The organism is Priestia sp. JSM ZJ58 (assembly GCF_044383985.1).
Classification (GTDB): domain Bacteria; phylum Bacillota; class Bacilli; order Bacillales; family Bacillaceae_H; genus Priestia; species Priestia zanthoxyli.
In genome coordinates, this window is the sequence record NZ_JBISEM010000011.1 from 1 (window position 1) to 23,167 (window position 23,167).

15 protein-coding genes, 17 tRNA genes, 1 rRNA gene and 1 pseudogene are annotated in these 23,167 nt (G+C 35.5%); 28 read left to right on the forward strand and 6 right to left on the reverse strand.

Translation table 11 applies throughout. The features are described from left to right. Positions 1-10 precede the first annotated feature (10 nt). The 20 genes from rrf (at position 11) to ACH6EI_RS27135 (ending at position 3,646) form a co-directional block, all read left to right on the forward strand. A 5S ribosomal RNA gene (gene rrf / locus ACH6EI_RS27040) occupies positions 11-126 on the forward strand. 114 nt (positions 127-240) lie between these two features. After that, a tRNA-Val gene (locus tag ACH6EI_RS27045) sits at positions 241-316 on the forward strand. A 4-nt stretch (positions 317-320) separates the two neighbouring features. Next, positions 321-396 (forward strand) — tRNA-Thr (locus ACH6EI_RS27050). Positions 397-404: 8 nt separating this feature from the next. Then, a tRNA-Tyr gene (locus ACH6EI_RS27055) sits at positions 405-488 on the forward strand. Positions 489-495: 7 nt separating this feature from the next. After that, a tRNA-Gln gene (locus tag ACH6EI_RS27060) sits at positions 496-570 on the forward strand. Between the two features lie 4 nt (positions 571-574). Beyond that, positions 575-650 (forward strand) — tRNA-Lys (locus tag ACH6EI_RS27065). A 13-nt stretch (positions 651-663) separates the two neighbouring features. Continuing rightward, positions 664-745 (forward strand) — tRNA-Leu (locus ACH6EI_RS27070). A gap of 19 nt (positions 746-764) precedes the next feature. Then, a tRNA-Gly gene (locus ACH6EI_RS27075) sits at positions 765-839 on the forward strand. 10 nt (positions 840-849) lie between these two features. Next, a tRNA-Cys gene (locus ACH6EI_RS27080) sits at positions 850-923 on the forward strand. 12 nt (positions 924-935) lie between these two features. Beyond that, positions 936-1,024 (forward strand) — tRNA-Leu (locus ACH6EI_RS27085). 9 nt (positions 1,025-1,033) lie between these two features. Further along, positions 1,034-1,110, forward strand: a tRNA-Arg gene (locus ACH6EI_RS27090). Positions 1,111-1,114: 4 nt separating this feature from the next. Continuing rightward, positions 1,115-1,191, forward strand: a tRNA-Pro gene (locus ACH6EI_RS27095). A 5-nt stretch (positions 1,192-1,196) separates the two neighbouring features. Beyond that, a tRNA-Ala gene (locus ACH6EI_RS27100) sits at positions 1,197-1,272 on the forward strand. A 10-nt stretch (positions 1,273-1,282) separates the two neighbouring features. Next, a tRNA-Ser gene (locus tag ACH6EI_RS27105) sits at positions 1,283-1,375 on the forward strand. Between the two features lie 11 nt (positions 1,376-1,386). Further along, a tRNA-Asp gene (locus ACH6EI_RS27110) sits at positions 1,387-1,462 on the forward strand. An 11-nt stretch (positions 1,463-1,473) separates the two neighbouring features. Further along, positions 1,474-1,547 (forward strand) — tRNA-Gly (locus ACH6EI_RS27115). Between the two features lie 12 nt (positions 1,548-1,559). Continuing rightward, positions 1,560-1,633: transfer RNA gene (locus tag ACH6EI_RS27120), tRNA-Ile, on the forward strand. Positions 1,634-1,675: 42 nt separating this feature from the next. Then, positions 1,676-1,747 (forward strand) — tRNA-Glu (locus ACH6EI_RS27125). 909 nt (positions 1,748-2,656) lie between these two features. Next, the gene (locus ACH6EI_RS27130) at positions 2,657-3,268 is read left to right on the forward strand and encodes a recombinase family protein (RefSeq protein WP_014462076.1); all 612 of its coding nucleotides are present in this window, start codon (positions 2,657-2,659) and stop codon (positions 3,266-3,268) included. Positions 3,269-3,448: 180 nt separating this feature from the next. Next, the gene (locus ACH6EI_RS27135) at positions 3,449-3,646 is read left to right on the forward strand and encodes an IDEAL domain-containing protein (protein WP_033580880.1); all 198 of its coding nucleotides are present in this window, start codon (positions 3,449-3,451) and stop codon (positions 3,644-3,646) included. A 550-nt stretch (positions 3,647-4,196) separates the two neighbouring features. Here the strand turns inward: ACH6EI_RS27135 and ACH6EI_RS27140 are convergent. Then, positions 4,197-5,045 carry a hypothetical protein gene (locus ACH6EI_RS27140; RefSeq protein WP_049166430.1) on the reverse strand — a complete coding sequence of 283 codons (849 nt, stop codon included), beginning with the start codon at positions 5,043-5,045 and terminating at the stop codon, positions 4,197-4,199. 187 nt (positions 5,046-5,232) lie between these two features. Here ACH6EI_RS27140 and ACH6EI_RS27145 point away from each other — a divergent pair, with 187 nt between their 5' ends. After that, positions 5,233-5,967, forward strand: a complete 735-nt coding sequence (locus ACH6EI_RS27145) for a hypothetical protein (RefSeq protein WP_014462080.1) — start codon at positions 5,233-5,235, stop codon at positions 5,965-5,967. A gap of 187 nt (positions 5,968-6,154) precedes the next feature. Further along, a complete protein-coding gene (locus tag ACH6EI_RS27150; RefSeq protein WP_049166429.1) occupies positions 6,155-6,814 on the forward strand; it encodes a DUF1796 family putative cysteine peptidase in 660 nt (219 codons plus the stop codon). A 1,105-nt stretch (positions 6,815-7,919) separates the two neighbouring features. Here ACH6EI_RS27150 and ACH6EI_RS27155 read toward each other — a convergent pair. Further along, positions 7,920-8,663 carry a hypothetical protein gene (locus ACH6EI_RS27155; protein ID WP_049166428.1) on the reverse strand — a complete coding sequence of 248 codons (744 nt, stop codon included), beginning with the start codon at positions 8,661-8,663 and terminating at the stop codon, positions 7,920-7,922. Positions 8,664-8,834: 171 nt separating this feature from the next. On the opposite strand from ACH6EI_RS27155, the gene ACH6EI_RS27160 reads away from it, so the two are divergent. From ACH6EI_RS27160 to ACH6EI_RS27175, 4 genes and pseudogenes are all read left to right on the forward strand, one after another. Continuing rightward, positions 8,835-8,996 (forward strand): hypothetical protein, encoded by a 162-nt coding sequence (locus ACH6EI_RS27160; RefSeq protein ID WP_176542911.1) that lies wholly within the window; start codon positions 8,835-8,837, stop codon positions 8,994-8,996. A gap of 104 nt (positions 8,997-9,100) precedes the next feature. Continuing rightward, a complete protein-coding gene (locus tag ACH6EI_RS27165) occupies positions 9,101-9,304 on the forward strand; it encodes a hypothetical protein (RefSeq protein WP_223546852.1) in 204 nt (67 codons plus the stop codon). 457 nt (positions 9,305-9,761) lie between these two features. Continuing rightward, complete coding sequence (locus ACH6EI_RS27170; protein WP_049166427.1) at positions 9,762-10,019, forward strand: hypothetical protein; 258 nt, start codon at positions 9,762-9,764, stop codon at positions 10,017-10,019. 17 nt (positions 10,020-10,036) lie between these two features. Then, positions 10,037-10,440: pseudogene (locus ACH6EI_RS27175) on the forward strand (hypothetical protein). A 544-nt stretch (positions 10,441-10,984) separates the two neighbouring features. Here the strand turns inward: ACH6EI_RS27175 and ACH6EI_RS27180 are convergent. The 4 genes from ACH6EI_RS27180 to ACH6EI_RS27195 all read right to left on the reverse strand — a co-directional run bounded on the left by ACH6EI_RS27180 (position 10,985) and on the right by ACH6EI_RS27195 (position 16,379). Continuing rightward, on the reverse strand, positions 10,985-11,656 hold the full coding sequence (locus ACH6EI_RS27180; protein ID WP_049166425.1) for a sulfotransferase family 2 domain-containing protein: 672 nt from the start codon (positions 11,654-11,656) through the stop codon (positions 10,985-10,987). A 612-nt stretch (positions 11,657-12,268) separates the two neighbouring features. Next, positions 12,269-12,844, reverse strand: coding sequence for a MerR family transcriptional regulator (locus ACH6EI_RS27185; RefSeq protein WP_014462093.1), 576 nt, complete (start codon positions 12,842-12,844; stop codon positions 12,269-12,271). 1,035 nt (positions 12,845-13,879) lie between these two features. Beyond that, positions 13,880-14,812, reverse strand: a complete 933-nt coding sequence (locus ACH6EI_RS27190; RefSeq protein WP_049166424.1) for a tyrosine-type recombinase/integrase — start codon at positions 14,810-14,812, stop codon at positions 13,880-13,882. Between the two features lie 178 nt (positions 14,813-14,990). After that, positions 14,991-16,379: a replication initiation protein gene (locus ACH6EI_RS27195; protein WP_049166423.1), complete on the reverse strand. Its 1,389-nt coding sequence runs from the start codon at positions 16,377-16,379 to the stop codon at positions 14,991-14,993. A gap of 992 nt (positions 16,380-17,371) precedes the next feature. Here ACH6EI_RS27195 and ACH6EI_RS27200 point away from each other — a divergent pair. Together ACH6EI_RS27200 and ACH6EI_RS27205 are read left to right on the forward strand one after the other, a co-directional pair. Next, on the forward strand, positions 17,372-18,265 hold the full coding sequence (locus ACH6EI_RS27200) for a transcriptional regulator (RefSeq protein WP_049166422.1): 894 nt from the start codon (positions 17,372-17,374) through the stop codon (positions 18,263-18,265). Positions 18,266-18,441: 176 nt separating this feature from the next. Continuing rightward, a partial coding sequence (locus ACH6EI_RS27205; protein WP_397378488.1) for a beta strand repeat-containing protein occupies positions 18,442-23,167 on the forward strand: 4,726 nt, incomplete at its 3' end.

Genomic DNA, 23,167 nt, shown 5'->3' on the forward strand with positions numbered 1-23,167 from the left:
CAATCTCTTGTCTGGTGGCGATAGCGAAGAGGTCACACCCGTTCCCATACCGAACACGGAAGTTAAGCTCTTTAGCGCCAATGGTAGTTGGGACTTTGTCCCTGTGAGAGTAGGACGTTGCCAGGCAATGAATAAAACCCCTTATGAGTCTCTTGTAAAGAGCATAGGGGTTTTTTATTTGAAATAGTTTATTATGAGTATTCAAAATAACGCTTATTAACGCGCTTATATAGATTCTTTGGAGGATTAGCTCAGCTGGGAGAGCACCTGCCTTACAAGCAGGGGGTCGGCGGTTCAATCCCGTCATCCTCCACCATCGTGCCGGTGTAGCTCAACTGGTAGAGCAACTGACTTGTAATCAGTAGGTTGGGGGTTCAAGTCCTCTTGCCGGCACCATTTATATCGGAGGGGTAGCGAAGTGGCTAAACGCGGCGGACTGTAAATCCGCTCCTTCGGGTTCGGCAGTTCGAATCTGCCCCCCTCCACCATCTTTATTGGGCTATCGCCAAGCGGTAAGGCAACGGATTTTGATTCCGTCATGCGTTGGTTCGAATCCAGCTAGCCCAGCCATAGAGAGCCATTAGCTCAGTTGGTAGAGCATCTGACTTTTAATCAGAGGGTCGAAGGTTCGAGTCCTTCATGGCTCACCAGTTATATTTACACGCGGGTGTGGCGGAATTGGCAGACGCGCTAGACTTAGGATCTAGTGTCTTATGACGTGGGGGTTCAAGTCCCTTCACCCGCATCTTAATTTAGATAAATGCGCGGAAGTAGTTCAGTGGTAGAACACCACCTTGCCAAGGTGGGGGTCGCGAGTTCGAACCTCGTCTTCCGCTCCATATATATATTGGCGGCATAGCCAAGTGGTAAGGCCAAGGTCTGCAAAACCTTTATCACCGGTTCAAATCCGGTTGCCGCCTCCACGTATAAGTCCTGCCGGGGTGGTGGAATTGGCAGACACACAGGACTTAAAATCCTGCGGTAGGTGACTACCGTGCCGGTTCAAGTCCGGCCCTCGGCACCATTTTAATAAGCGCCCGTAGCTCAATTGGATAGAGCGTTTGACTACGGATCAAAAGGTTAGGGGTTCGACTCCTCTCGGGCGCGCCATAAACGGGAAGTAGCTCAGCTTGGTAGAGCACTTGGTTTGGGACCAAGGGGTCGCAGGTTCGAATCCTGTCTTCCCGACCATTTATGGGGCCTTAGCTCAGCTGGGAGAGCGCCTGCCTTGCACGCAGGAGGTCAGCGGTTCGATCCCGCTAGGCTCCACCATACAGTACACGGAGGAATACCCAAGTCCGGCTGAAGGGATCGGTCTTGAAAACCGACAGGGGTGTTAAAGCCCGCGGGGGTTCGAATCCCTCTTCCTCCGCCATTTTCTATTTTGGTCCCGTGGTGTAGCGGTTAACATGCCTGCCTGTCACGCAGGAGATCGCGGGTTCGATTCCCGTCGGGACCGCCACTTTAAAATATGCGGGTGTAGTTTAGTGGTAAAACCTCAGCCTTCCAAGCTGATGTCGTGAGTTCGATTCTCATCACCCGCTCCAAATCCAAGTAAAGGGCCTATAGCTCAGCTGGTTAGAGCGCACGCCTGATAAGCGTGAGGTCGGTGGTTCGAGTCCACTTAGGCCCATCATGTTTTATAGTAATTGAATTTAACTTATAAATTGATACTGGCCCGTTGGTCAAGCGGTTAAGACACCGCCCTTTCACGGCGGTAACACGGGTTCGAATCCCGTACGGGTCATCAAAAAAGCAGTTTGCATTTGCAAACTGCTTTTTTATTTCTATTAAATAAAATTAGGAGGAGATTGAATAAGAAAAGCGAAATAAGCTGTGGTAGCTTCTGCCGTAGGTTTAGTTATTTAGTTAGCGACTCCATTAGCTCTACCGAATTTAGGAGGTTCTTCTGGATCAGCAGAAGCTGCTGATGTTGAAGGAGACGTAACGGAAAAAGCGTTCTTTGAATCTGCTCAATAGTACAATGTGATGGTACTGGGTCTTTAGAGGATGATTCGAACAAACAGGTGATGACCAAAAAACGGTCAACTTTCATAGACCTTAACCGAATGGACTCTTCTGTAACGAGAAACAATGTTTAAAGATCTCCACCATTTCATGTATTAATAACTTAAAATCTTAAATAAAATATTCTCCTTAATATAAATGCCTTTATAAAAGTTGTGCTAATCTCTTTTCTTAATTGCTGAAAATTTGTATCTAATCCCCCCATTGTATGTAAAACAAAAGTTAAATTCCTTACAGAGCGTTTCTCTGCACGTTAAAGACATATAATTTAATGTTTTTTATTAATAAATACTGTAATTAAATAATCTCTGCATAAATTTAGACCTTTCTTCTTATCACATTAATTTAATAGGGGATATAATATCAATTTCCTATGTATTGTTCATGACATAGTTATTTGGCTAATGTTTAAATCACTAAGGAAATACTTCTATACATTTAATAAATATATAAAAGGAAAGTTCGTAAAAGTATACTTTTACGAACTTTCCTTTTATATAAGAAATCTACTGTTTTTATCGTTCGTTTAAGTAAGAAAAATAATTACGAACGTTCTCTTTATCTCATACACTTTTGCGAACGTTTTTGGTAGAATAAAAAGAAGATAGACACAAAAGGGAGTATAAAAATGGAAAATAGAAAATTTGGATATATCCGTGTAAGCAGCCGAGATCAAAATGAAGGACGACAACTTCAGTCCATGGAAGAAGTGGGCATATCTCCTCGAGATATTTTCATGGATAAACAAAGTGGAAAAAATTTCAATAGAGAACAGTACCAATTACTAAAACGAATGATTCGTAAAGGAGATATTCTTTACATTCATTCACTAGATCGTTTTGGTCGTAACAAAGAAGAAATTTTACAAGAGTGGAATGCTATTACGAAAGAAATTGAGGCAGACATTGTTGTCTTGGATATGCCTTTGCTGGATACGACTCAGTATAAGGATAGTTTGGGAACCTTTATTGCAGATTTGGTTCTTCAAATTTTGTCCTGGATGGCGCAAGAAGAACGAGATCGTATTCGTAAACGCCAGCGAGAAGGAATTAATGCTGCGCTGAAGAGTGGTATATCTTTTGGCCGTCCTAAAGCCCAAGTTAGCCAAGATTTTATTGAGGCTTATAACCGTTGGAAACGAAATGAAATTACAGCCGTACAGGCAATGAAGGAAGCGAATGTAAAAAAGACAACGTTTTATAAATTAGTAAAACAACATGAGGATGCAATGAATATGTAAACTGTTTAAGCTAGTTTATGTTTTACCCTTAGAGCTTTGAAATAAATATTATTCTTTATGTCAAGATATCTTTTATTCCACATTCTTCTATGTACTAATTTATCTATTAACCTCGTATTAAAACAATGAAAAAAGGAAACACTATTTTTAAAAGAGAAATGATAAAGGGGTTAATCGTTTATGGAAAATAATATATCCAACGAAATGAGTCAACTTGAAAAAAATATATCTGATGAAATATTAGCTGAATTGTTTTTAAGTCAAGTAGCGAAACAATTCAAAAGAGGTAAAATTCTTGAAGAAATTGATCAGTCCTTAAAGAATAAAGACAAAGAAGCTTTTTTGCGTTTAACGGATGAACTAAAATTTGTATCTTAGTAAATAATTAGAAATAGGAAGTCATTATATAAACAAACCAGACTGAGTATCTTTCATAAGAGGTTAAGAACACAATTATTATGGTTTAGCTTCAATATAAATGGGATAATGAGCAGGAAAATATATTTCTATTAAGATTAGTAAATAAGCAAGCATGCAGCAGATTATAATTGCTCCTGTTACTAAAGCGCAACGAAGAAATTTCTTCATTATTTTATGTCTTTGAAACTTATTAAAGTTAATAATGTTACTCATAAAATCCTCCCTTTCCGGATTGATGGAGACATATTGTAAAAAGAAGATAAAACTATCTTCCTTAAAGATCAAAGGAATAGTTTTATCTTTTAATGTAACACGATCATACGTACTAAGAAATAGTAAGTTGTGAGATGAAGGAGATAATATGTTATAAAAAGTAAACTTATACAAATGAAATAATAAATGCAGCTTTTCGCTAGTTATATAAGCTGGCGATTTTTGCATTTTGAGAATGGAAAGTTGCCTAAGGTTACCCTACCTACTCTTAATGTAGTCTTCTTTATTCCTCAAGCTATTGAACGCGAGTTTTTATGGTTTGCAAAGTAGCTATATTATTTTGGACTGTTAAATTTAATTCATAGTATCCTCTCTCGCTGGATATACATGCATAGTCCCCTGAACATCCAGTTACAAAAAACGAGGTATTAGGAAAGTTAGGATTGATTGTAACTGAGTTAGCAAAAAATTTATGTGCATGATGAGTGAAAATCGCTAAAATTTTGTTCCTTACGTTAGAGGGTATAGCATTAAAAAACATGTTTGTCTGCATTTGAGTCATAACATGATCACCATGTATTTCCGTAGTTATACCTGGAACTCTCAAAGGCCAATGAAAATCAATAATGTAATAATAGTTAGGATCTAAGTTACTTAGCAAGTTTAAGCTATCCTGGCTAAATACCCCGCCTCGACCATTATCTAACCAAACATGACGCACCAACCCTTGTGTTCCAGGAATAACTCTATAGCCAATTAAATAACGATTGATGTACTGTCGAAATAAAGCTCTACTGTTATTTCTGTTAGTAGCCTCCCAGTTTCCTATAGAAGATCTGAAGGGAATTGATCCTAAAACATTATTTAAAATATTAGTGAACTGTTGGTAATATGTTTCAGCTACTTGTATTGAAGAAGCACCTAAAGCGTGTACATCATCTCCACCAAATATAATATATCGTTTATTACCATTGTTCACTACTCTTTGCAAAAGGGTATTAAACATACTTTGACTGTTTAAAAAACCTACATGACTATCACCTACAACTGCTAAATTAACTGTAGTAGCTAGTGGGAGTCCTGGTTGATTTTGAACGCAGTCATTTTCTCTTTTACCTTTATCGTTCTTAATGATTTTTACCACCCTTTCTGTCTATTGTTCTTGATATATTATTCATTAGATCAAGGAATGCTTGTACGATGATAAAAATGCTTCTTTATTTAAGAGAAGTAAAATAATAAATATTTTCCTTTTAAGCATGTCCAAACTCTTTTTGATTGGTAGCATATTCTGTTAATATAAATACCTTTTTACAAAGGGGAACATAACATTGCTAACGAATAGTAAACAAAATTTAGAGAAATCTATTCAAAAAAATCAAGATAAAGAGTTCTTACAATACCTTCCATTACAAATTTATAGAGAAATAGCTTTTGCAGTCCCTATCCCCCAAGGCATCTCTGACTTACCACCAACTATTTTCTTTGATATTTCCAAGCAGTTTACTCCAGACCAGGTACAAAAAATTCAAGACACTATTAAAGGTGTATTATTTAACTGGTCGTTGCATCTAACACAAAAATGGAACAATGGATTTAATAATGGTGTATCACAATTGGCTGATTGCACGAACACATATGCGGTGAAAAACTTACAGCCTTTACGTTATTTTGGTGTTAATGTTACAGACGGAAAACAGGCCACAGATTTAGCTATGGAACAATTGACAGAAGTCATTAAAGACAATGGGCTTCGCCGATCCCAAAGAGCTAGGATAGATTGGATATACACCCCTTCTCCTATAACAATACAATTACCACCGACAGTCACTAAGACTCAAACTCCGTTATCTATGATTGTTAATGTATATCAACTCCAACAACCGAATGTAACTGCCGGCCTGCTTATAGGCTCTATGTTTCATGCTTGGCTCCATAGGGGCGGTTACGACGACCCTAAAGTTACAAATTATTTTATTTCTGAATGTCCAATGTGCGTTATGAGAAGTTATCAACCCAAAAAGCCCAATGTACCCGATAGTTTGTTCTATAAATATTTTAATTAAATCAACTAGTTTAAAAGTAATGCATGATATATACAAAACGAAAGATTATAAACCAAACTATTAGCACTTAAAGAATGTTTAAAAAGGATTTTTTTCTGTAATTTCACTTTTGTATTTAATATTTTTTACAACTAGTACAATTCAATTCACTATTTAATATAGTAGGTCATAAAAAAGGAGAATTCTGTTGAACCTAAAAGAAATTAAGGGATCATACGATGTAATTGTTAGCTTAGGCAGTGCTTGTAATCCTGCAATGGAATTAAAACGCTTAAATTTAAGGACATTCTCTGGACCACTAGACTGGAGTGTATCTCTATCACTTTCTGATGTTAATAGGTTACTGAAAAATAAATTCAACAATTTTATGGAACTTGAAAACATGCAACTAACTGATGGAGCGTTTGCATTTGCCGATGATGGGGTCTTAATTGAAGGGGTGCAATCTTATTTAATAGAGGATACTCATTATAATATTATTTCAGTCCACGATTTCCAAATCATTCCACATCAACATTGGAGTGCCACATACACCTCCTATAAAGAAAAACTTACAAATCGAATTAATCGTTTTATAGAAAAAATCACAACTTCTGAATCTGTTTTATTTATTAGATGGGCTGCTACCTATGAGCAATCTTTAGAATTACAAGCAATTTTAGAACAGATTGTTAAAGGTAATTTTAATATTCTTATTCTATGCCCTGAAGAAGGATTCAAGGGTGTAAGTGAAATTAATTGGGGAATTGATAAAGTATGTGCAGTCAAAGTACCGAGACTCCCTAATGACCTGGAAACATGGAATTATGTTTTAGAAGGTATAACATTAAGTTCTAGAAAACAATAAAATGAAAGCATAAGAAGAGTTTCAAGATAAGAGAAGCAACCTCATACCTATTGGCATTGGAGAGAGGTTGCTTTTTTATGATTCACACTCGTCGAAGAATGAATAACACAGCAAGTAAATAATAATGTTATTTTTACATAATGTAACATAAAAAAATAATATTACAATAAATACTGTGTTTTTATGTATGAGCATATGAATAAAAGGTGCGCTTTTTATTCATCTCCCTGCTTTTGATTTATACGTTTAACGTTGATAAATCAAGGATGTATAAAAAGCTGCATAAAGAAGAAACAAGGCCTCATCTAGAACCCTTCTCCCAAGAGGTTTCTTTTTTGTGATGTCTTCCGGAAAAATTGATTATGTTAACTATGGGTATAATTATAAAATTAAATTATTGTTTTGTAGAGGGGAATCTAGCTCCAGCAAAGTATATTCTGTTGTCTGCTCTAATTCTACCTGGAGTAGTACTAACAACTAAAACTTCTACTCTATCTCCAGCATTTAATTGAAGTATGTCATTGATCTCTATGAAACCATCAAAACGACTAGATGCCCCAAGAAACTCAACCTCAGCATCTAATAATAAACCATTTACTAAAAAAACTAATTCTACTTCATAATCAATATTTGGATTATCTGGCTGAAAGAAGATTGATGCATTAAACGCGTATACACCATTAAACTCAGGTATAAATGTTGAAGTAGCTGCATTATATTCATTATTACCTATATCAAATTGTTCATTTGGAAATGTAACTTTTACAAAAGTATCAGTTTGAGAAATAGGAATAGTAGTATATTAGGATTAGTGGCTCTGAATGCTGAGGGACTTACAAGGTCCTCAGCATTAGCAACAAGTAAAGCATTCATACCTTTAAACGTTGAGAAATTCACTTTTTTGTTGGTTTTTCTATATAATATATTCTCTAATAAAAATAATGTTTGTATACTTGTCATGTTATATGATGAGTATCTTGAAACAAATGAACTTTATTTAATTCAATATATGCTAGTGTCTATACAAGGTACTAGTAAGATTTTCAAGAAAACCACTTAAAAATCTCTACTCTTTAACAATAACGATCTTAAATTCCTATTAAGATTATTGAAATATTCTACTCATGCTAGCTTTTTGACACTGTAACGGATTAATAGTTGGAGTACTGTTAGGAAGTATAGGAGCCATGAGATTACCTGTAAGGTTACTGTGGGCTGTATCAATATTTCCTGCAGAATCAATAAAAGGACCCGTAGGATCTATAGATTCAAACATGAATACATTATTAACAGGTTGGTTATTAAGCTGAGTAAATAAAGCATGTCCTGCTTCATGTGCAAATGCAAAAGGAGCACTCAAAGCTCTGTTACTCAATGCAATGGATCCAAAGAGTGTAAATTGAGGTACACCGTTTTCAACTCTAAAATTCTCAATTATTACTCCACCAACACCTATAGGTCGACTATTACCTGAAGGAGATGCAAAATCATTGCCACTTGTGTAAACAACGTATATGCCAGGTTGATTCCCATTCATTTGTTTAACTTGATTGATGAGATTCTCAACAGGTCCTCTAAATGCTTCATTAGTACTTAAATTGGTTGCATCTATTACTGTATTTACTTCGATTATAGGTTGTGAAATAAAGTTTATATTACATTCACCTCCACTATTCCATATCTGATTAGCTGAGGCAATGTCTCGATTAAATCTATTTTGCCGGCCATTACTATCACTGGGTGCAGAACCCGGAGTAAAGATACCATAAACATTAACCGAAGGATCACCCTGCGATTGGACTGAGTAACTATAGTTATATCTGTATTTTCTCTTTCTTGATTTTTTCAATTAATGCACTTCCTTTTATATAATTAGTACAAGTTATGTAATTGCTAATAAGTTGCTTGTATGCTTGTCCAATGACAGCACGATTATTTTATTGACTTTGGAAATTATATCCTTTAAAATTAACCAAAAGCAACGTTGCAACTTAAATACGTTGCTTGAAAAGGAGAGCATATGAGCAGGGTTAAAGAAGGTAATCGAAGACTTACATGTGATATTCCAGAAGAGTTACACAAGGAGTTACGTTTCTTAGCTGTAGAAAATGATACAAGTATTACGAAGTATGTAAAGGCTTTATTAGAAGAGCATGTGAAGAAAGTAAGAAAAGAAAAGTAAACAAAGAAAGGGCACTTCCTCTGCAAAGGAAGCACCCCATGTAGAACTTAATATGGACTTTAATTATAACATGGGTTGCCCTCAAAAAATAGGAGGGTCTTATCATGGATCAAACCGAAAAATTATCGATAGGTATCGAAAACATTTTAAGTGTTGCTTCGGATTTAGTACAAGAAGTGGAGCGTCTTAAGTGTGTTGAAGAAGAATGTCAGATGCTTAAAGAAAAACTTTTTTTGAAACAACTTACGTCATCAGAACAAGACGTTTTTGCTCTTGCACTTGATGGCCATTCTGTTAAAGAAATGTAAGATATTTTGTTCAAAGAAGAGAACACAATTAAGACTCAAAGACGCAGCATTCTACAAAAATTAAACGTTTCTTCGATGAAAGAAGCAATCGGTTTTTATAAAAAAACTACTCAGACTTCTTCTCAAAACTTCACGAATTATCATCAAGAAATTTTTCAAAAACTCGTTAAAACTTCATAAGATCTGAGGGTACTTTGAGTGGACAGTAGGTCAACATTTACAAAAAGGTGTAAGTTTTGATATCGACACTAGGTCGACATTATGCGCTTTTTTTGCTCTTTAGGTCAACAGCAGGTCGACAGACTGGAAGTTTTCGTGGGGTCACTTTTTTGAGGGTAAAAACGTTGTTTTGCTGGGCTTTGCCCAGCATATCACAGCCATGTGATATCAAAAACCCCTTATGCTCTTCTCTACTCGTACTGGAAATTTTGCAATTTGATAGAAAAGGAATGATTTCATGGATATCTTTTTACGAAATATTGATCGGGTTGCTATGCAAAAAGTTGATGCACTTGCGAAAGAAAATGGGATGTCCCGTCAACAATTCTTGAAAGAACAATTTGAAATATTAGCTTTTTTTGATGAACAAGTAGAAAGAGAAAAAAGATTAGAAGCAATCGTTCATCAGAACATCGAAATGATGAAACAATGTGCGATATCAATTGAAAAGATGAACGATATTATCTATGAACTGATGGGAGATGTAGAGGAGTAATGGAAACACAATGACGTATGATTACACTTGATAAAGAAACGGATCAATACATCCAAGATTATATGGCTGAACATAAACTTCGTTTCCCTGGAGAAGCAATTATGGATATCTGTAAAAAGTATCGAGAAGAAAAAAAGAAAGAATGGTCGTTAGATTACATTACGGAAACTGTTAGTGAAAATCTCAATGGTGCATTAAAAAGCGAACTAAAAAAATTAGATTAGGAACCAATAGTGCCGATAAAAACACACAAATTCTCATCGAATTCATGAATGGATTGTATTTTCACCATGGCTATCGGGGAATTATGACAACGGATCTTCAAGAGTTAGAAGAAACTAAACTTGCAAAAAAGGTTGTAAGTGAACGTATTGTGAATCAAAGACAAAAACGGCTAGATAAGGAAAACCCTAAAAGCTAAAACAGCCTTTAAGGCTAGTTAGGTAGGCTTAAGCCTACTTTTCCTTTTAGTAAATGAGGTGAATATAGCTTGATATGTAGTTATTGTAGTTATTGTGGGACAGAAGGATTAGAAAATATTTGCCCTTTTTGTGGGGCTGATTTAAATATAAAAAGGCCAAAGCTTAAAGAATTTGTGGTCTTAGAGGACGTTGAGAAGCCTTTTAATGAACTTTCATGCTTTCATACGTATGATTTGTTGGTTTTGCTACGTTTGGTACGTAAAGAAAGGACAATGGCTTATGATTTAATGCTAAGGCTTAAAAAGGATGATAAGAGCCCTCAAATTATTCAAATAACACGTAACTATTTAAAAGACCTATATGAACCTTATACAAAGTGTATGAAGCTTATATGTCTATATTAATTAAATGAGACATAATCCCTTTATCATAAAAAATTGAACTAACTATATATGGGATTTGATACCGCATTTTTTTAATAAGGTAACCTTTTCTTATATATTAAATGAAAGCTCTTTCTATTGAGAGCTTTCATTTTTATTTCTATAAATCATTTATTTGTTTGATGAAATTAGATTTTATATACTGAAACAGCTCTATATCCAACTCATTGTGCTTTTCTATTTTCTTAATGATATCAATGGGGACTTCGTTGAGCAAAGGGCGAGATTTTGTCACATTCACCTTCTTATATTTAATATTTCCCCATTTGAATTTTTTCTTTAGTAGCAGAAGCGATTCGTTAAACATTTCTGTTATTCCTATTGATCCAAATTCCAGCAAGTTTTCTTTCGCTTTCTCTACGCTTAGTTGAGATTTCACCCCGCAAATTTGTTTAGTTTGGCCATTTGTAGCTTGAGGGTCCCAATCAAGGTAGTCTTCAAAAGACATATGTTTCATGTTCTCTTCATAATACCCTGGATACGATTTCAAAAAAAAATATAATGATATGACACGCTCAACCGGATGACGCATCATACTAAAATAAACATAGGGTTGAGAAAAAAATTCATGTATTCCATAGAAATGATGGCCGGATATAGCTTTTATGTTTTTTTTATCTTCTTCTTTTAATTGGCTAAACTGTTTATTCATCTCTTCTAAAGGAACATGATCGTATATTTCATTTTCAGAGTAGAACTTTTTAAAAATATTATTAAGTGTGGTTCCCCCTGTTTTAGGAATGTGCATAAAGATAACAACTTTTTCATCCATTTGAAATTGCACCTCTCCTCTAATTGCCTATAAGAATATCAGTTCCATAAATGGATTATTGATAAATTTTACGTATCTTTTACAATAAAAATGTTACAAAGACACACATTTCTTTTTAGGAATAATAAACCGTGGATCTTGCGTAGGAATTAGATACCGATCACATAAACAATGGAGAATTTCTAGTGGTCGATATTTATGTTGGACAGAGCAAATCAATCATTGTATATTTGATGAACGCCATCAAGATACCAATAGGCAGTTTCTACGACAGCTATGGTATTTTCATTGGGTACTTGATTCAAATAACGAAAGAAGTATCGTGCTAAGAAAAGCTTCTAGAGGACGTGGTACTCCAGGCGGATAAACCAGAGTTTACGTGTTTAAAAATAGGATGCCATCAAATGGACAAACTGTATTAGTAAAAGCTGCCACACCTGTAAATTCCCCTTCAAGAACTTATAGAATTGTTTAACAATAATAAATTTCTTCTGGCAACTAAACATAAAATCTTAAAATTTACTATTTATTCATCGAAAATAAAGGATAAAAGCAGCAGGATTTTCTGTAATGCACAAAAAACCCTACTGCTTTTATCCTTTAAGTAACGTATTAACCCCCAAAAATCTTACTCCAGAATCCTTTTGGTTTTGAATCAAGATTTTCTTGGGCGGCCGCGATAAGTTTTTTTGTATCACTAATTTCACGTATGGCACTAGTCAATTTCTCATCGCGTTTCTCTAGATTGTTTTCAATGTATTTGTCTTGGTGGTCTAGTTTTTCTGTAAGTTTCTTTATAAGGCTTCCTTGTTCATCTAGTCGTTGGATAAGCGCTAATTGAAATTGCTCATCTTTTTCAGAGCGATTAAGCAACTCTTGAACTTTTTCTTCAAGGGATTGTACTTTTTTTTCAAGGTTTGATTGAACTTCCACTGTCTCCGGTACAATTTCTCCTTGAAGCCACTGGTTTATCATCTTATAGCTCCAGTTTTGCTCTTGAATTCTTTTTTTTATTTCAGTTAATAAATCGATGTTTTGTTTGTTATAGCGCCTATGTCCGCCTTCTGTTCGTTGAATTTGGAGATTGAATTCTTTTTCATATAAGCGAATAAGATCTACACTTAATCCAGTTAGCTTTACTGTGTCTTTCAAAGTATAGACTACTTCATCTTTATTTTTTTCATGCATTTTTCTAGGATTCTCCTTTCTGTATAAAAATCTAGATATACTTTGAAGTTGATATATCAGTGTTAATGGCAATTCTAGAATGCGGTTTTGCGAGATATTATTCAAGATTTATATTTCTAGTAAAATTCTATTAATTACTTTATATTCCTGTTTTTTATGTACATTTTTCTTTTTCTTTCGCTAGGCCTTTTATTCTTCCTTTTCAATTCTAGATGAAATCATAAACTTTTCAAGAGTAAAACTGTTTATTTTAAATGTAGATAGATTATATATAAAGTTCAAAAAAAAGCAACTTAAGGATCAACATTAACTCTACTCGACTAAAACTTTGTTTTAGCCAATGTCTGCAAAAAAGGAGTTTTAACTGTTAAGAAATATCTTTGTTAACAACTGATTCACATCTTTTCCTCTCCTAAAGTCCAAAGAAACTAGAGTACCTAGAAAGCTTGATATAAAATAGCTTCAGACGAATCTAGAATGTACTTTCTCTAACTTTAATTCAAGTATTTTGTGTAAGATAATATAAATCCTATATACCTATATCTTCTGGATTTATTACGTTGGTTTAATGGAACTTCTTTTTTGTTTATACAATTCTTATAGAATTATTTTTCGAGTTAAAATTAATCTTAATTTTTTCTAAGTTATTTAAATTTTATAGCAAAAGCTAGAAATACAATGAACCATTGAAAATAAAGGGTTTTCAACGAATCTAGAGTGAACTTCTTCTAGATTTTAGCCTAGAATAATAAATCTAATTAAATTCTAGATGATTTTACAAGAAATTTGTTGTTATACAACCAAGACATGGCCGCCAAATTCTAAATTTGTAATGCTTGAGAAGGTTGTTTTCATCGCAATCGACTTTTTAAAACAGTTAAATTTTAAAAAGTGGATCATTAAGTTAAACTAAAGTTAAACTTAATGATTTTTTCTAAAATTAAATAAGGTGAAAATAAAATTAAGTTTAACTTGTAAAATAAAAATCACTTACATAAAAGATGTTTTGGTGGAAAATAAGTTGAACTTAATATTTTATTTTGTCTTTAGATATCGCTTAAATCGATATAAAGCATGGCGGCTGGACAATCCAAAGTAATAAATAATGTGTTCGTTTGAATATCCATCATGAATTTTGTTAAGTATACAACTGTTTCGAAAGTGAGTAGATCTTACAATTGCTTGTATGCCTGAACGTTTGACTTCTCTTTCAATCATACGTTTTGTACCGATTATACTAATCCTTTTAGGTTTATTTAAATTGTAATCATACCAATAAACCATTTTTTGAGGATGAAAAGAAATAAATAACGGATCATTTGTATAATCCTTAGGTCTAAATAACAGAGGGATTGTTAATAGGTAATCATATATGGTTTTCTTATCGTGTTTAGAAAGCTCTAAGGTGCGTTTTGATTTGCCTGTGTTTACCGTTAATGTATTCTGTGCAAAGTTAATGTCTTGTATATTTAAAGATACAACTTCGTTAATGGTAAGACCGTAACGAAGCATTAAGATGAACATGGAATGGTTACGCGGACCTATATATTTATGTATCTGCAATTGAATATCACTTAAATGTTCGTGACTTATAACTGAATCTAAAAGAATTGAAGCATCCGATTCAGTTATAAAATCAGTATCAGTTAATGCTCGTTGTTTTTTTGTTGTTGCTTGTAAAAGTCCAATATCATCTGTGAGGCTATAATACTTTAACATGCCATTTAAATGTGATGCTACACGCCTCAGATTAGCTTCTGACAAGTTTTTTTCTTTTAAATAGGTAAAGTATTCGTCGTAATATTTCTTGTCTCCTGGCAAAATTTCTGAAGGGATATTGGGATGAGATTCATTTAACCATTCAAAAAACTGTTTTAGATCATGCTTATACATTGATATTGTAGAAGCCTTTTTTTTAGATTCAACTAAATGAGATAAGAAATCTCCAAGCAAAATAAAGTTATTCAAATAAGACACACCCGATCTTTTAGGTAAATTTAATATACTATTATTATAACAAAAATGTTAAACAAGCTTGCTAAAATGATTTTTTCTTTATGTATATTAAATTTACCTAAGCGCAAAAAAAAAGACGTGTAAAAGCCATCTCTGCAAGGCAAGGTTTTACACGTCTTTTTTTCTATAGCTAATTTCTATTTAAAACTTTACTTTGTAAAAAGTTTTTATACATTTTTTTTAACTCTTTATTTTTAAAATCCTTAACAATTCTTGGTTCTAAGCCTAATTTTTCACGTTTACTATAATCTTCTTCCATATTTCGAATGACTTCTTGTAAGCCTGCTTCTTGGGCTTTTTTTATTTCTTCTTGGGTAGGTTGATCTGAACTTAGAATCAGCATTCTTTTTAATTCTTGAAACTGCAAGAGCTTTTCTTCAAATTCTATTTGAGTTCCATTTTCTTTTAAAAATGATTCTTGCTTCTCTTTTAAAGTTGCATCCTTAAGAATTTGTTCTTTATCTCTAGCTTGTGCTATAAAATCTGGAACTAATTCTTTTTTTGCACCCTTTTTAGAGTTAATGCGTTTTGATTCCTGTGAGACCTGGGCATAATCTTTTTGAATCGCTTTTACTACGTAGGAATGAGGGTGAGTCACATCTCCTGTAATCAAACGATCTTGCGTGTATCTTATATTTCTTTCTAGGTGTTCTTGTGTAAATTCTGATAAAAGCCACTCTATTTTTTCTGGCTTAACCCCTAAGCCTGCTAAATCATTCTCAAGGCTGTTTGTGTTGTCTTCTAATTTCGAGAAGGATTGATTTAATTCTAGTTTTTTCTCTTGAGTAGAGCTAGAACCACTCAATGCAGGCGAACTGGTAATAATAAATTCTATGGACGTTACTTTTCTACCAGTTTTTATTTCCACGAATTCAAAGTGGATATCCGTTTTATTATTGATTTCTTTTTGAGCTACTGCTAATACTTTGCTTTTAAAATGGCCATACTGTTTATACTTGGTAGGTTCAATAGCTAAAAAATGACGTAATTCTTCAAGAGTGAGTTCCCTTTTTCGCAGACGCTCATATTGCTTAAGCAACTCATATATACGAATGGAATAGACCGAATTGAGTCTCACTACATTCTCTAATTGATACGATGTAAATTTTTCCTTAAGCTCTAAAAACAGATACTTTAAGCTAGGATGAAATTGTAATGTTATGTATCCTTCGTTTTCTTCATAAATAGACGTAATTACCCAGTTGTAATTTCTTTGTCTGCCTTTTTCTTTTATCGTAAGAATTTTTGTTTGAAGGCCATTCACGATTTCTTTTAAGTAAGAGTAAAAACCTGTTCCTTTTTTATTGCCTACGATTTCGATAAAGTCTTTAGCTCGAAATCTATAGGTCTTCAACGTTTCATCATTAGGCTGCACTTTAGATGCCATGATTAAAAGAATTCTTTGCTCTTGTAAAGACAATTTATATGTACTCTCAATGAGGATGTTTGATTTAGTTACCCAATTTTTTATATTTATACTTTCCAGATCATATGGTTGAACGACAGTCGTTTTCTTCATAAAATCCCCCATATTTTTCTAAACTATCACTAAAATATCATAAAAGTGATACTGTGTAAATTGCATGTTGAAGAGCAACTTGTCCTTATAATTTAAATATCACGCAAAATTAGTGATACTTCATGAAGGTTTTAAACTCTGAAAACCTTATATATTCTTAATTTATTACGCTCAGTCTGCACTTCAATGCGCAAAATTGGTGATACTTGAAGCGTGTCTGCATTTCCAACGCAAAATTAGTGATACTTAAAGCATTTTTATATTGTCCACGCAAAATTGGTGATAGTTAAGCCATAATTGCATTTCCAACGCAAAATTAGTGATAGTTCGCGCAAAATTAGTGATAGTTTCACGCAAAATTAGTGATAGTTTTGCGCAAAATTAGTGATAGTTCGCGCAAAATTAGTGATAGTTCGCGCAAAATTAGTGATAGTTTAGGCTTATAAACCTTGTAATATCAGTGTCTATAGGCCCTCTAAAACAATAAAACAATAAAACAAATATATAAAACAATATATAAAACAGTAAAACAACATAAGAGAGTAGTTGTTTTTTTACTTTATAACTTCAAAGATTAATAATTAAGTAAAGGAATCCATTTGGAGTGAGGTTTTTAGAACATTAGCAGTATATCCAAGCGAAGACATTTTTAATCATAAGTAAAGAGATCTACAGAGGTTTTATGAGGAGTTCACGAATTCTTATTGAATTATAAGATTAATAGACGGTATAATAGAGTCACCAAAACAGTGCGGAATATAAAAAGACTCCAACGTGTGCAAGTGGTGCGCCAACACCCTTACACCGTTCACCCTAAAACAGCTAGGGAAAACACCTGTCGAAGTCCTAATACATAAATTTAGTTACGCCTTTATTTTATCGGATAATTAAATTTATTTCAAGGGCGTAGTCTATCAAAAAATCCGACATCGTTTTCCTATTTTCTGGGATGCGATGTCTTTTTTTGTTCCTAAAAAGGAGAGGATAGACTAATGTCTACTACGCGTATGCTTACGACAGAAGAATTTGATTATATGAAAAATTATCAGAGTTTCATAGAAAACCGTTCTCAACATCAATCAATGAAACGAAAATTACTTAAAGAAATTATCAACCTTTACGGAGAGAAATTTTACCGTCTCCACGAAGGAACTAGAAAAGCTTTAGACCGGTTTTGTTGGTTTGCTGCAGAAAAAGGATTTTGCTTTCCTGGTAGTACATATTTAGGTAAAACCTACGAAAAGTCAAAAGGAACAATCGATCGTCATTTAAAAGAACTACGAAAACAAGGACAAATTATTACTGTATATCGTCGTTGCCCTCGTAACAATGGAAAGGGAAATCCAGTGCACTTATTTGTGAACCACCCTTTTTTTAATCACTGGGTTAAGTATTTACAGCTTGACTTAGAGTCTAATGTTGAAGCAGATGTTAAAACAGAAAATACTGAGAACGCTTGGGAGAGTAAGAGTAAAGACACAAAAAAACAGTCTACCTATAATTTATCTTTAAAAGATTTAAATAAATATATACGTAGTGATGTTAATTTTAAACTCTCGTCTGATTATGTACCATCTTACATACCAAAATCTTTTAAAAATGCTGTAACACCTTTTTTTTCATGTGCAGATGATATTTATGATTTATGGAGAAAAGTCCGATTAGCTTACAAAGCGAGTTGTTTAGAAAAGCCCCTGGAAGATTTAAGTTTCCTTCCTGTTCAAGCGTTTAAAGAGACTGTTTTTGCTTATAAAAGCAATCGTATAAAAACTAACTTTGCAGCTTATTTTTTTGGAACGATTAGAGGAATATTTGTGATTGAGCGTAGAAAAGAAGTTCAGCGAAACGGTGGGAGTAGGATTTTTTATAACTTTTTAGACTCCTAAATTAGAAAACAGATAATATTATTTATACATATTTTAAGTCAGAACGAGCGTTGTTACGATTTAACAATCTGAAAAATATTATCTTTTGTACCCAAAATAAGACGGGTCTATATACACATTTCTATTGGTACTTTACATATACTGTTACGATTTATTTTGTTATCAGAGGTGAGTAAATGCCATATGTTAATCGGTTTTTAACCAACGCTAATGGGGCTGTTACATTTACAGGAAACACTTTTGGCTTAAATAAGCAAGCCAATGCTAATGCTCCTGGAACAGCAGGCTCAATAGGAACTTTTTTCAGTGTAAATCCAAGCTCCATAGATGGATCGTTTCCTACAGGAACTACGGCAAATTATCTGCAAAACTCTTCTAGTGCAGTTTTAAGACTCCCATCTAGCACTACTCAAATTCTTTATGCAGAATTAATATGGGGTGGAAGCTATCTTTATGGTGGAGAAGATGTTAGCGCAGCTTTAAATAACGCTGTGACTTTTATTACTCCTATCAGAACAGTTAGTGTGCAGCCAGATACAGCAACACGTTTTACCTTAACGACTTCAAGCTTTTATTATGTGCGCAGTGCAAACGTGACAAATTTGATTTCTCAAGCAGGTACGTATTCAGTACAGGGTGTTCCTGGAACACAAAGTACAACAGAAAACAATGCAAATGCAGCTGGGTGGACATTGGCCGTAGTATATGCTGATCCGTTACAGAAATCTCGAAACTTGTCTATTTTTGTTGGAGCAGAATTGACCAGTTCATCTACAGGAAGCTCTACTGCAGCTGTAACTGGATTTGGTACACCTATTACAGGAACAGTAAATGGTAGATTATTAGTAAGTGCTATTGAAGGGGATTCAGCTATAGTAGGTGATCAGCTCCAATTCGGCCCTACGGTTGCAGCTTTGCAACCAGTTTCGGGACCGAATAATCCTATAAATAACTTTTTTGCTTCTCAAATTAATAATGATAGTGGTGTATTAGATACAAGTGGACAATTTGGCAGTTTAAATAGCACACCCGGAGGAAGCTTATCGGGTGCTAGGCAGGGGTGGGATATTACCAATATTGACGTCTCAGCTCGGTTATCAAATAACCAAACCAGTGCCGTCGTACGTGGGACGACAAATGGAGATACTTACGTTATTAGTGCTTTAGCTCTTCAAGTAGATATTAATGCGCCTGTTTTAAATGTATCGAAGTCTGCTAATGCTACATCTGCTCGAACAGGAGATATTATTACTTATACAGTCCAAGTAAGTAATACCGGCACAGCTTCGGCCAATGTTCTAATAGCTACAGATCCATTGTCTTCAGCAACAACCTTTATTCCTAATAGTTTGCAAGTGGATGGAGTTACTCAGACAAATGCAGATATCCGAAATGGTTTGTCGCTTGGTACATTAAATATTAATCAAACTCGGGTTTTGACATATCAGGTTAGAGTAGCTGGCCCTCTAACATCAATCTCTTCTCTTGGCAATCAAGTTTTTATTAATTACCAATTTGAAAGTACACCAGGAAACGTATTAACAGGATCAGGTGCTTCTCCTGTCAATAGTGTAACAGCTATTAACACTCCTCCCACAGTTCCAAATTATACTATTACAAACCCTGAAGATACTGTAGCTATTGGAACAGTCATTGGCAGTGATATTGATGGGAATCCTCTAACTTATCGTGTTGGTACGAGGCCGACTAATGGAATAGTAACTGTTAATCCTAATGGTCAATTTGTCTATACCCCAAATTTAAACTTTAACGGAACGGATCAATTTACAGTTATTGTAGACGATGGGCAAGGAGGAACAGCTACCTCTGTAGTTACCATAATCAATACGCCTGTAAACGATAATCCTGTTACTCAAAACTATGCAGTTATCACTAATGAAGATACCCCTTTAGTTGGTCAGATACAAGCTACAGATGTAGATGGTGACTTACTTACCTTCCAATTACAATCTCCACCAACAAACGGAACAGTTACCGTAACTAATAGTGGAGGTTACACGTATACCCCCAATTTAAATTTCAACGGAAGCGATCAGTTTACCGTGTTGGTCTCAGATGGTCAGGGAGGCACGGCCGTTTCGACAGTAACAGTGACAGTAACGCCGGTGAACGATGCACCGACGGTGCCAAATTACACGTTTAGTACGCAAGAAGACAGTCCTGTGGTAGGAGCAGTGGTAGGAACGGACGTGGATGGAAATCCTCTTAGTTATGAGCTGCAAAATGGTCCAACAAATGGAATAGCTGCCGTGAATGCAAATGGAACGTTTAGTTATCAACCAAACTTGAATTTTAATGGGACGGATCAGTTTACGGTATTGGTGTCAGACGGTCAGGGAGGAACGGCGGTTTCAACGGTGACCATCAACGTTATCCCTGTCAATGATCCCCCAATTACGTCCAATGTTAGTTTTACGATTGCGGAAGATAGCACGTTAATCAATCAAGTAGTGGCGGTAGATCCCGATGGAAATCCGTTAACGTTTAGCTTACAAACGGCACCGGGCAACGGAGTGGCCGTGGTGAATACGGATGGAACGTTTAGTTATCAGCCGAACCTGAACTTTAATGGGACGGATCAGTTTACCGTGTTGGTGTCAGATGGCCAAGGAGGAACGGCAGTTTCAACGGTGACGGTAATAGTCACGCCAGTGAATGATGCACCGACGGTGCCAAATTACACGTTTAGTACGCAAGAAGACAGCCCTGTGGTAGGAGCAGTGGTAGGAACGGACGTGGATGGAAATCCTCTTAGTTATGAGCTGCAAAATAGTCCAACAAATGGAATAGCTGCCGTGAATGCAAATGGAACGTTTAGTTATCAACCAAACTTGAATTTTAATGGGACGGATCAGTTTACGGTATTGGTGTCAGACGGTCAGGGAGGAACGGCGGTTTCAACGGTGACCATCAACGTTATCCCTGTCAATGATCCCCCAATTACGTCCAATGTTAGTTTTACGATTGCGGAAGATAGCACGTTAATCAATCAAGTAGTGGCGGTAGATCCCGATGGAAACCCGTTAACGTTTAGCCTACAAACGGCACCAGGCAACGGAGTGGCCGTGGTGAATACGGATGGAACGTTTAGTTATCAGCCGAACCTGAACTTTAATGGGACGGATCAGTTTACCGTGTTGGTGTCAGATGGTCAAGGAGGAACGGCAGTTTCAACGGTGACGGTAACAGTCACGCCAGTGAATGATGCACCAACGGTGCCGAACTACACGTTCAGTACGCAAGAAGATAGTCCTGTGGTAGGAGTAGTGGTAGGGACAGATGTGGATGGAAATCCTCTTAGTTATCAGCTACAGGCTGCGCCAGTAAACGGAGTAGCTGTGGTGAATGGAGATGGAACATTTAGCTACCAGCCAAACCTAGATTTTAATGGGACAGATCAATTTACGGTATTGGTGTCAGATGGTCAGGGGGGAACGGCGGTTTCGACCGTTACAATAAACGTAATTCCAGTGAATGACCCTCCAATCACCGCTGATTTAGCATTTACAATTAATGAAGATACACCTCTTACAAATCAAATTCCAGCTTTTGATCCAGATGGGGATCCGTTGACATTTACTTTGCTGAATCCGCCTCCGTCAAATGGAAGTGTTGTATTAGGGGCAAATGGAGTATTTACCTATACACCAAATTTAAATTATAACGGAATGGATACTTTTGGTGTGCTGGTATCAGATGGTAAAGGAGGAACTTCCCTTTCTACTGTGACCTTAACAATCGTGCCTGTAAACGATCCGCCAGTAGGAGGAGATAGAGCTGTTACAACGACCATTAATCTTCCTGTTACAAGCAGCATACCTGCTTCAGACCCTGACAACGTTACTCTAACCTATACTCTTCAACAAAATCCAGATAATGGTACAGCTGTCATAAATCAAGATGGTACATTCATTTATACACCTAATAACAATTTCATAGGTAATGATCAATTCACCATATTAATAACAGACCCAGAAGGAGCCACTGCACTATCGACTATTTTTGTAACGGTCCTTGAAACAAACGGAACTACAACTTCACAGGATTTGCAAATCTCTACTGATGAAGACACACCAGTAACAAATCAAGTAATTGCTACTAATGTAAATGGAAATCCACTTGTTTACACTATTGAAAACCCACCCATTAATGGAGTAGTAACAATTGATTCTAATACAGGAATATTTACGTATACACCGAATGCAAACTTTAACGGTTCAGATGCTTTTGTAGTATATATAACTGATAACTTAGGAGGAAATGCTACTGCATCAGTTATCGTTACAGTTATTCCAATAAATGATTCTCCAATTGTTCCAAATTATCAGTTGACGACTAACGAAGACACACCTGTAACTTCTATGGTAATTGCAACTGATATTGATGGTAATCAGCTGGATTATTCGTTACAAAATGCTCCAGTGAACGGAATAGTAAACGTAGGGTTAGATGGGATGTATACCTATACACCGAATGCAAACTTTAATGGAACTGACCAATTTACCGTACTAGTAAGCGACGGCCAAGGAGGAACAGCCATCTCCACCATCACGATTACGGTTCTGCCAGTAAATGATTCACCAGTAGGTCCGGTGGTGGTGACGTTGGTTACAACCGAAGATACGGCAGTATCGAGTCAAATTACAGCGTTTGATCCAGATGGAGAGGTGCTGACGTACAGCTTACAAGATCCGCCAACAAACGGAGTGGCAGTGGTAAATCCAGATGGTACGTTCACGTATACACCAAATGGCAATTATAATGGTCCGGATACATTTACGGTGTTAATAAGCGACCCGTCGGGCGCATTTATAGTGACAAATGTATTAGTAACGGTTACGCCAGTGAACGATGCACCAGTGGTGCCGAATTATGAGTTTG

Bases quoted from the DNA above. Each gene is read 5' to 3' on its own strand.
- ACH6EI_RS27130 (WP_014462076.1), top strand. From the start codon at position 2,657: ATGGAAAATAGAAAATTTGGATATATCCGTGTAAGCAGCCGAGATCAA.
- ACH6EI_RS27135 (WP_033580880.1), top strand. From the start codon at position 3,449: ATGGAAAATAATATATCCAACGAAATGAGTCAACTTGAAAAAAATATA.
- ACH6EI_RS27160 (WP_176542911.1), top strand. From the start codon at position 8,835: ATGAGCAGGGTTAAAGAAGGTAATCGAAGACTTACATGTGATATTCCA.
- ACH6EI_RS27165 (WP_223546852.1), top strand. From the start codon at position 9,101: ATGGATCAAACCGAAAAATTATCGATAGGTATCGAAAACATTTTAAGT.
- ACH6EI_RS27170 (WP_049166427.1), top strand. From the start codon at position 9,762: ATGGATATCTTTTTACGAAATATTGATCGGGTTGCTATGCAAAAAGTT.
- ACH6EI_RS27180 (WP_049166425.1), bottom strand. From the start codon at position 11,656: ATGGATGAAAAAGTTGTTATCTTTATGCACATTCCTAAAACAGGGGGA.
- ACH6EI_RS27185 (WP_014462093.1), bottom strand. From the start codon at position 12,844: ATGCATGAAAAAAATAAAGATGAAGTAGTCTATACTTTGAAAGACACA.
- ACH6EI_RS27195 (WP_049166423.1), bottom strand. From the start codon at position 16,379: ATGAAGAAAACGACTGTCGTTCAACCATATGATCTGGAAAGTATAAAT.
- ACH6EI_RS27200 (WP_049166422.1), top strand. From the start codon at position 17,372: ATGTCTACTACGCGTATGCTTACGACAGAAGAATTTGATTATATGAAA.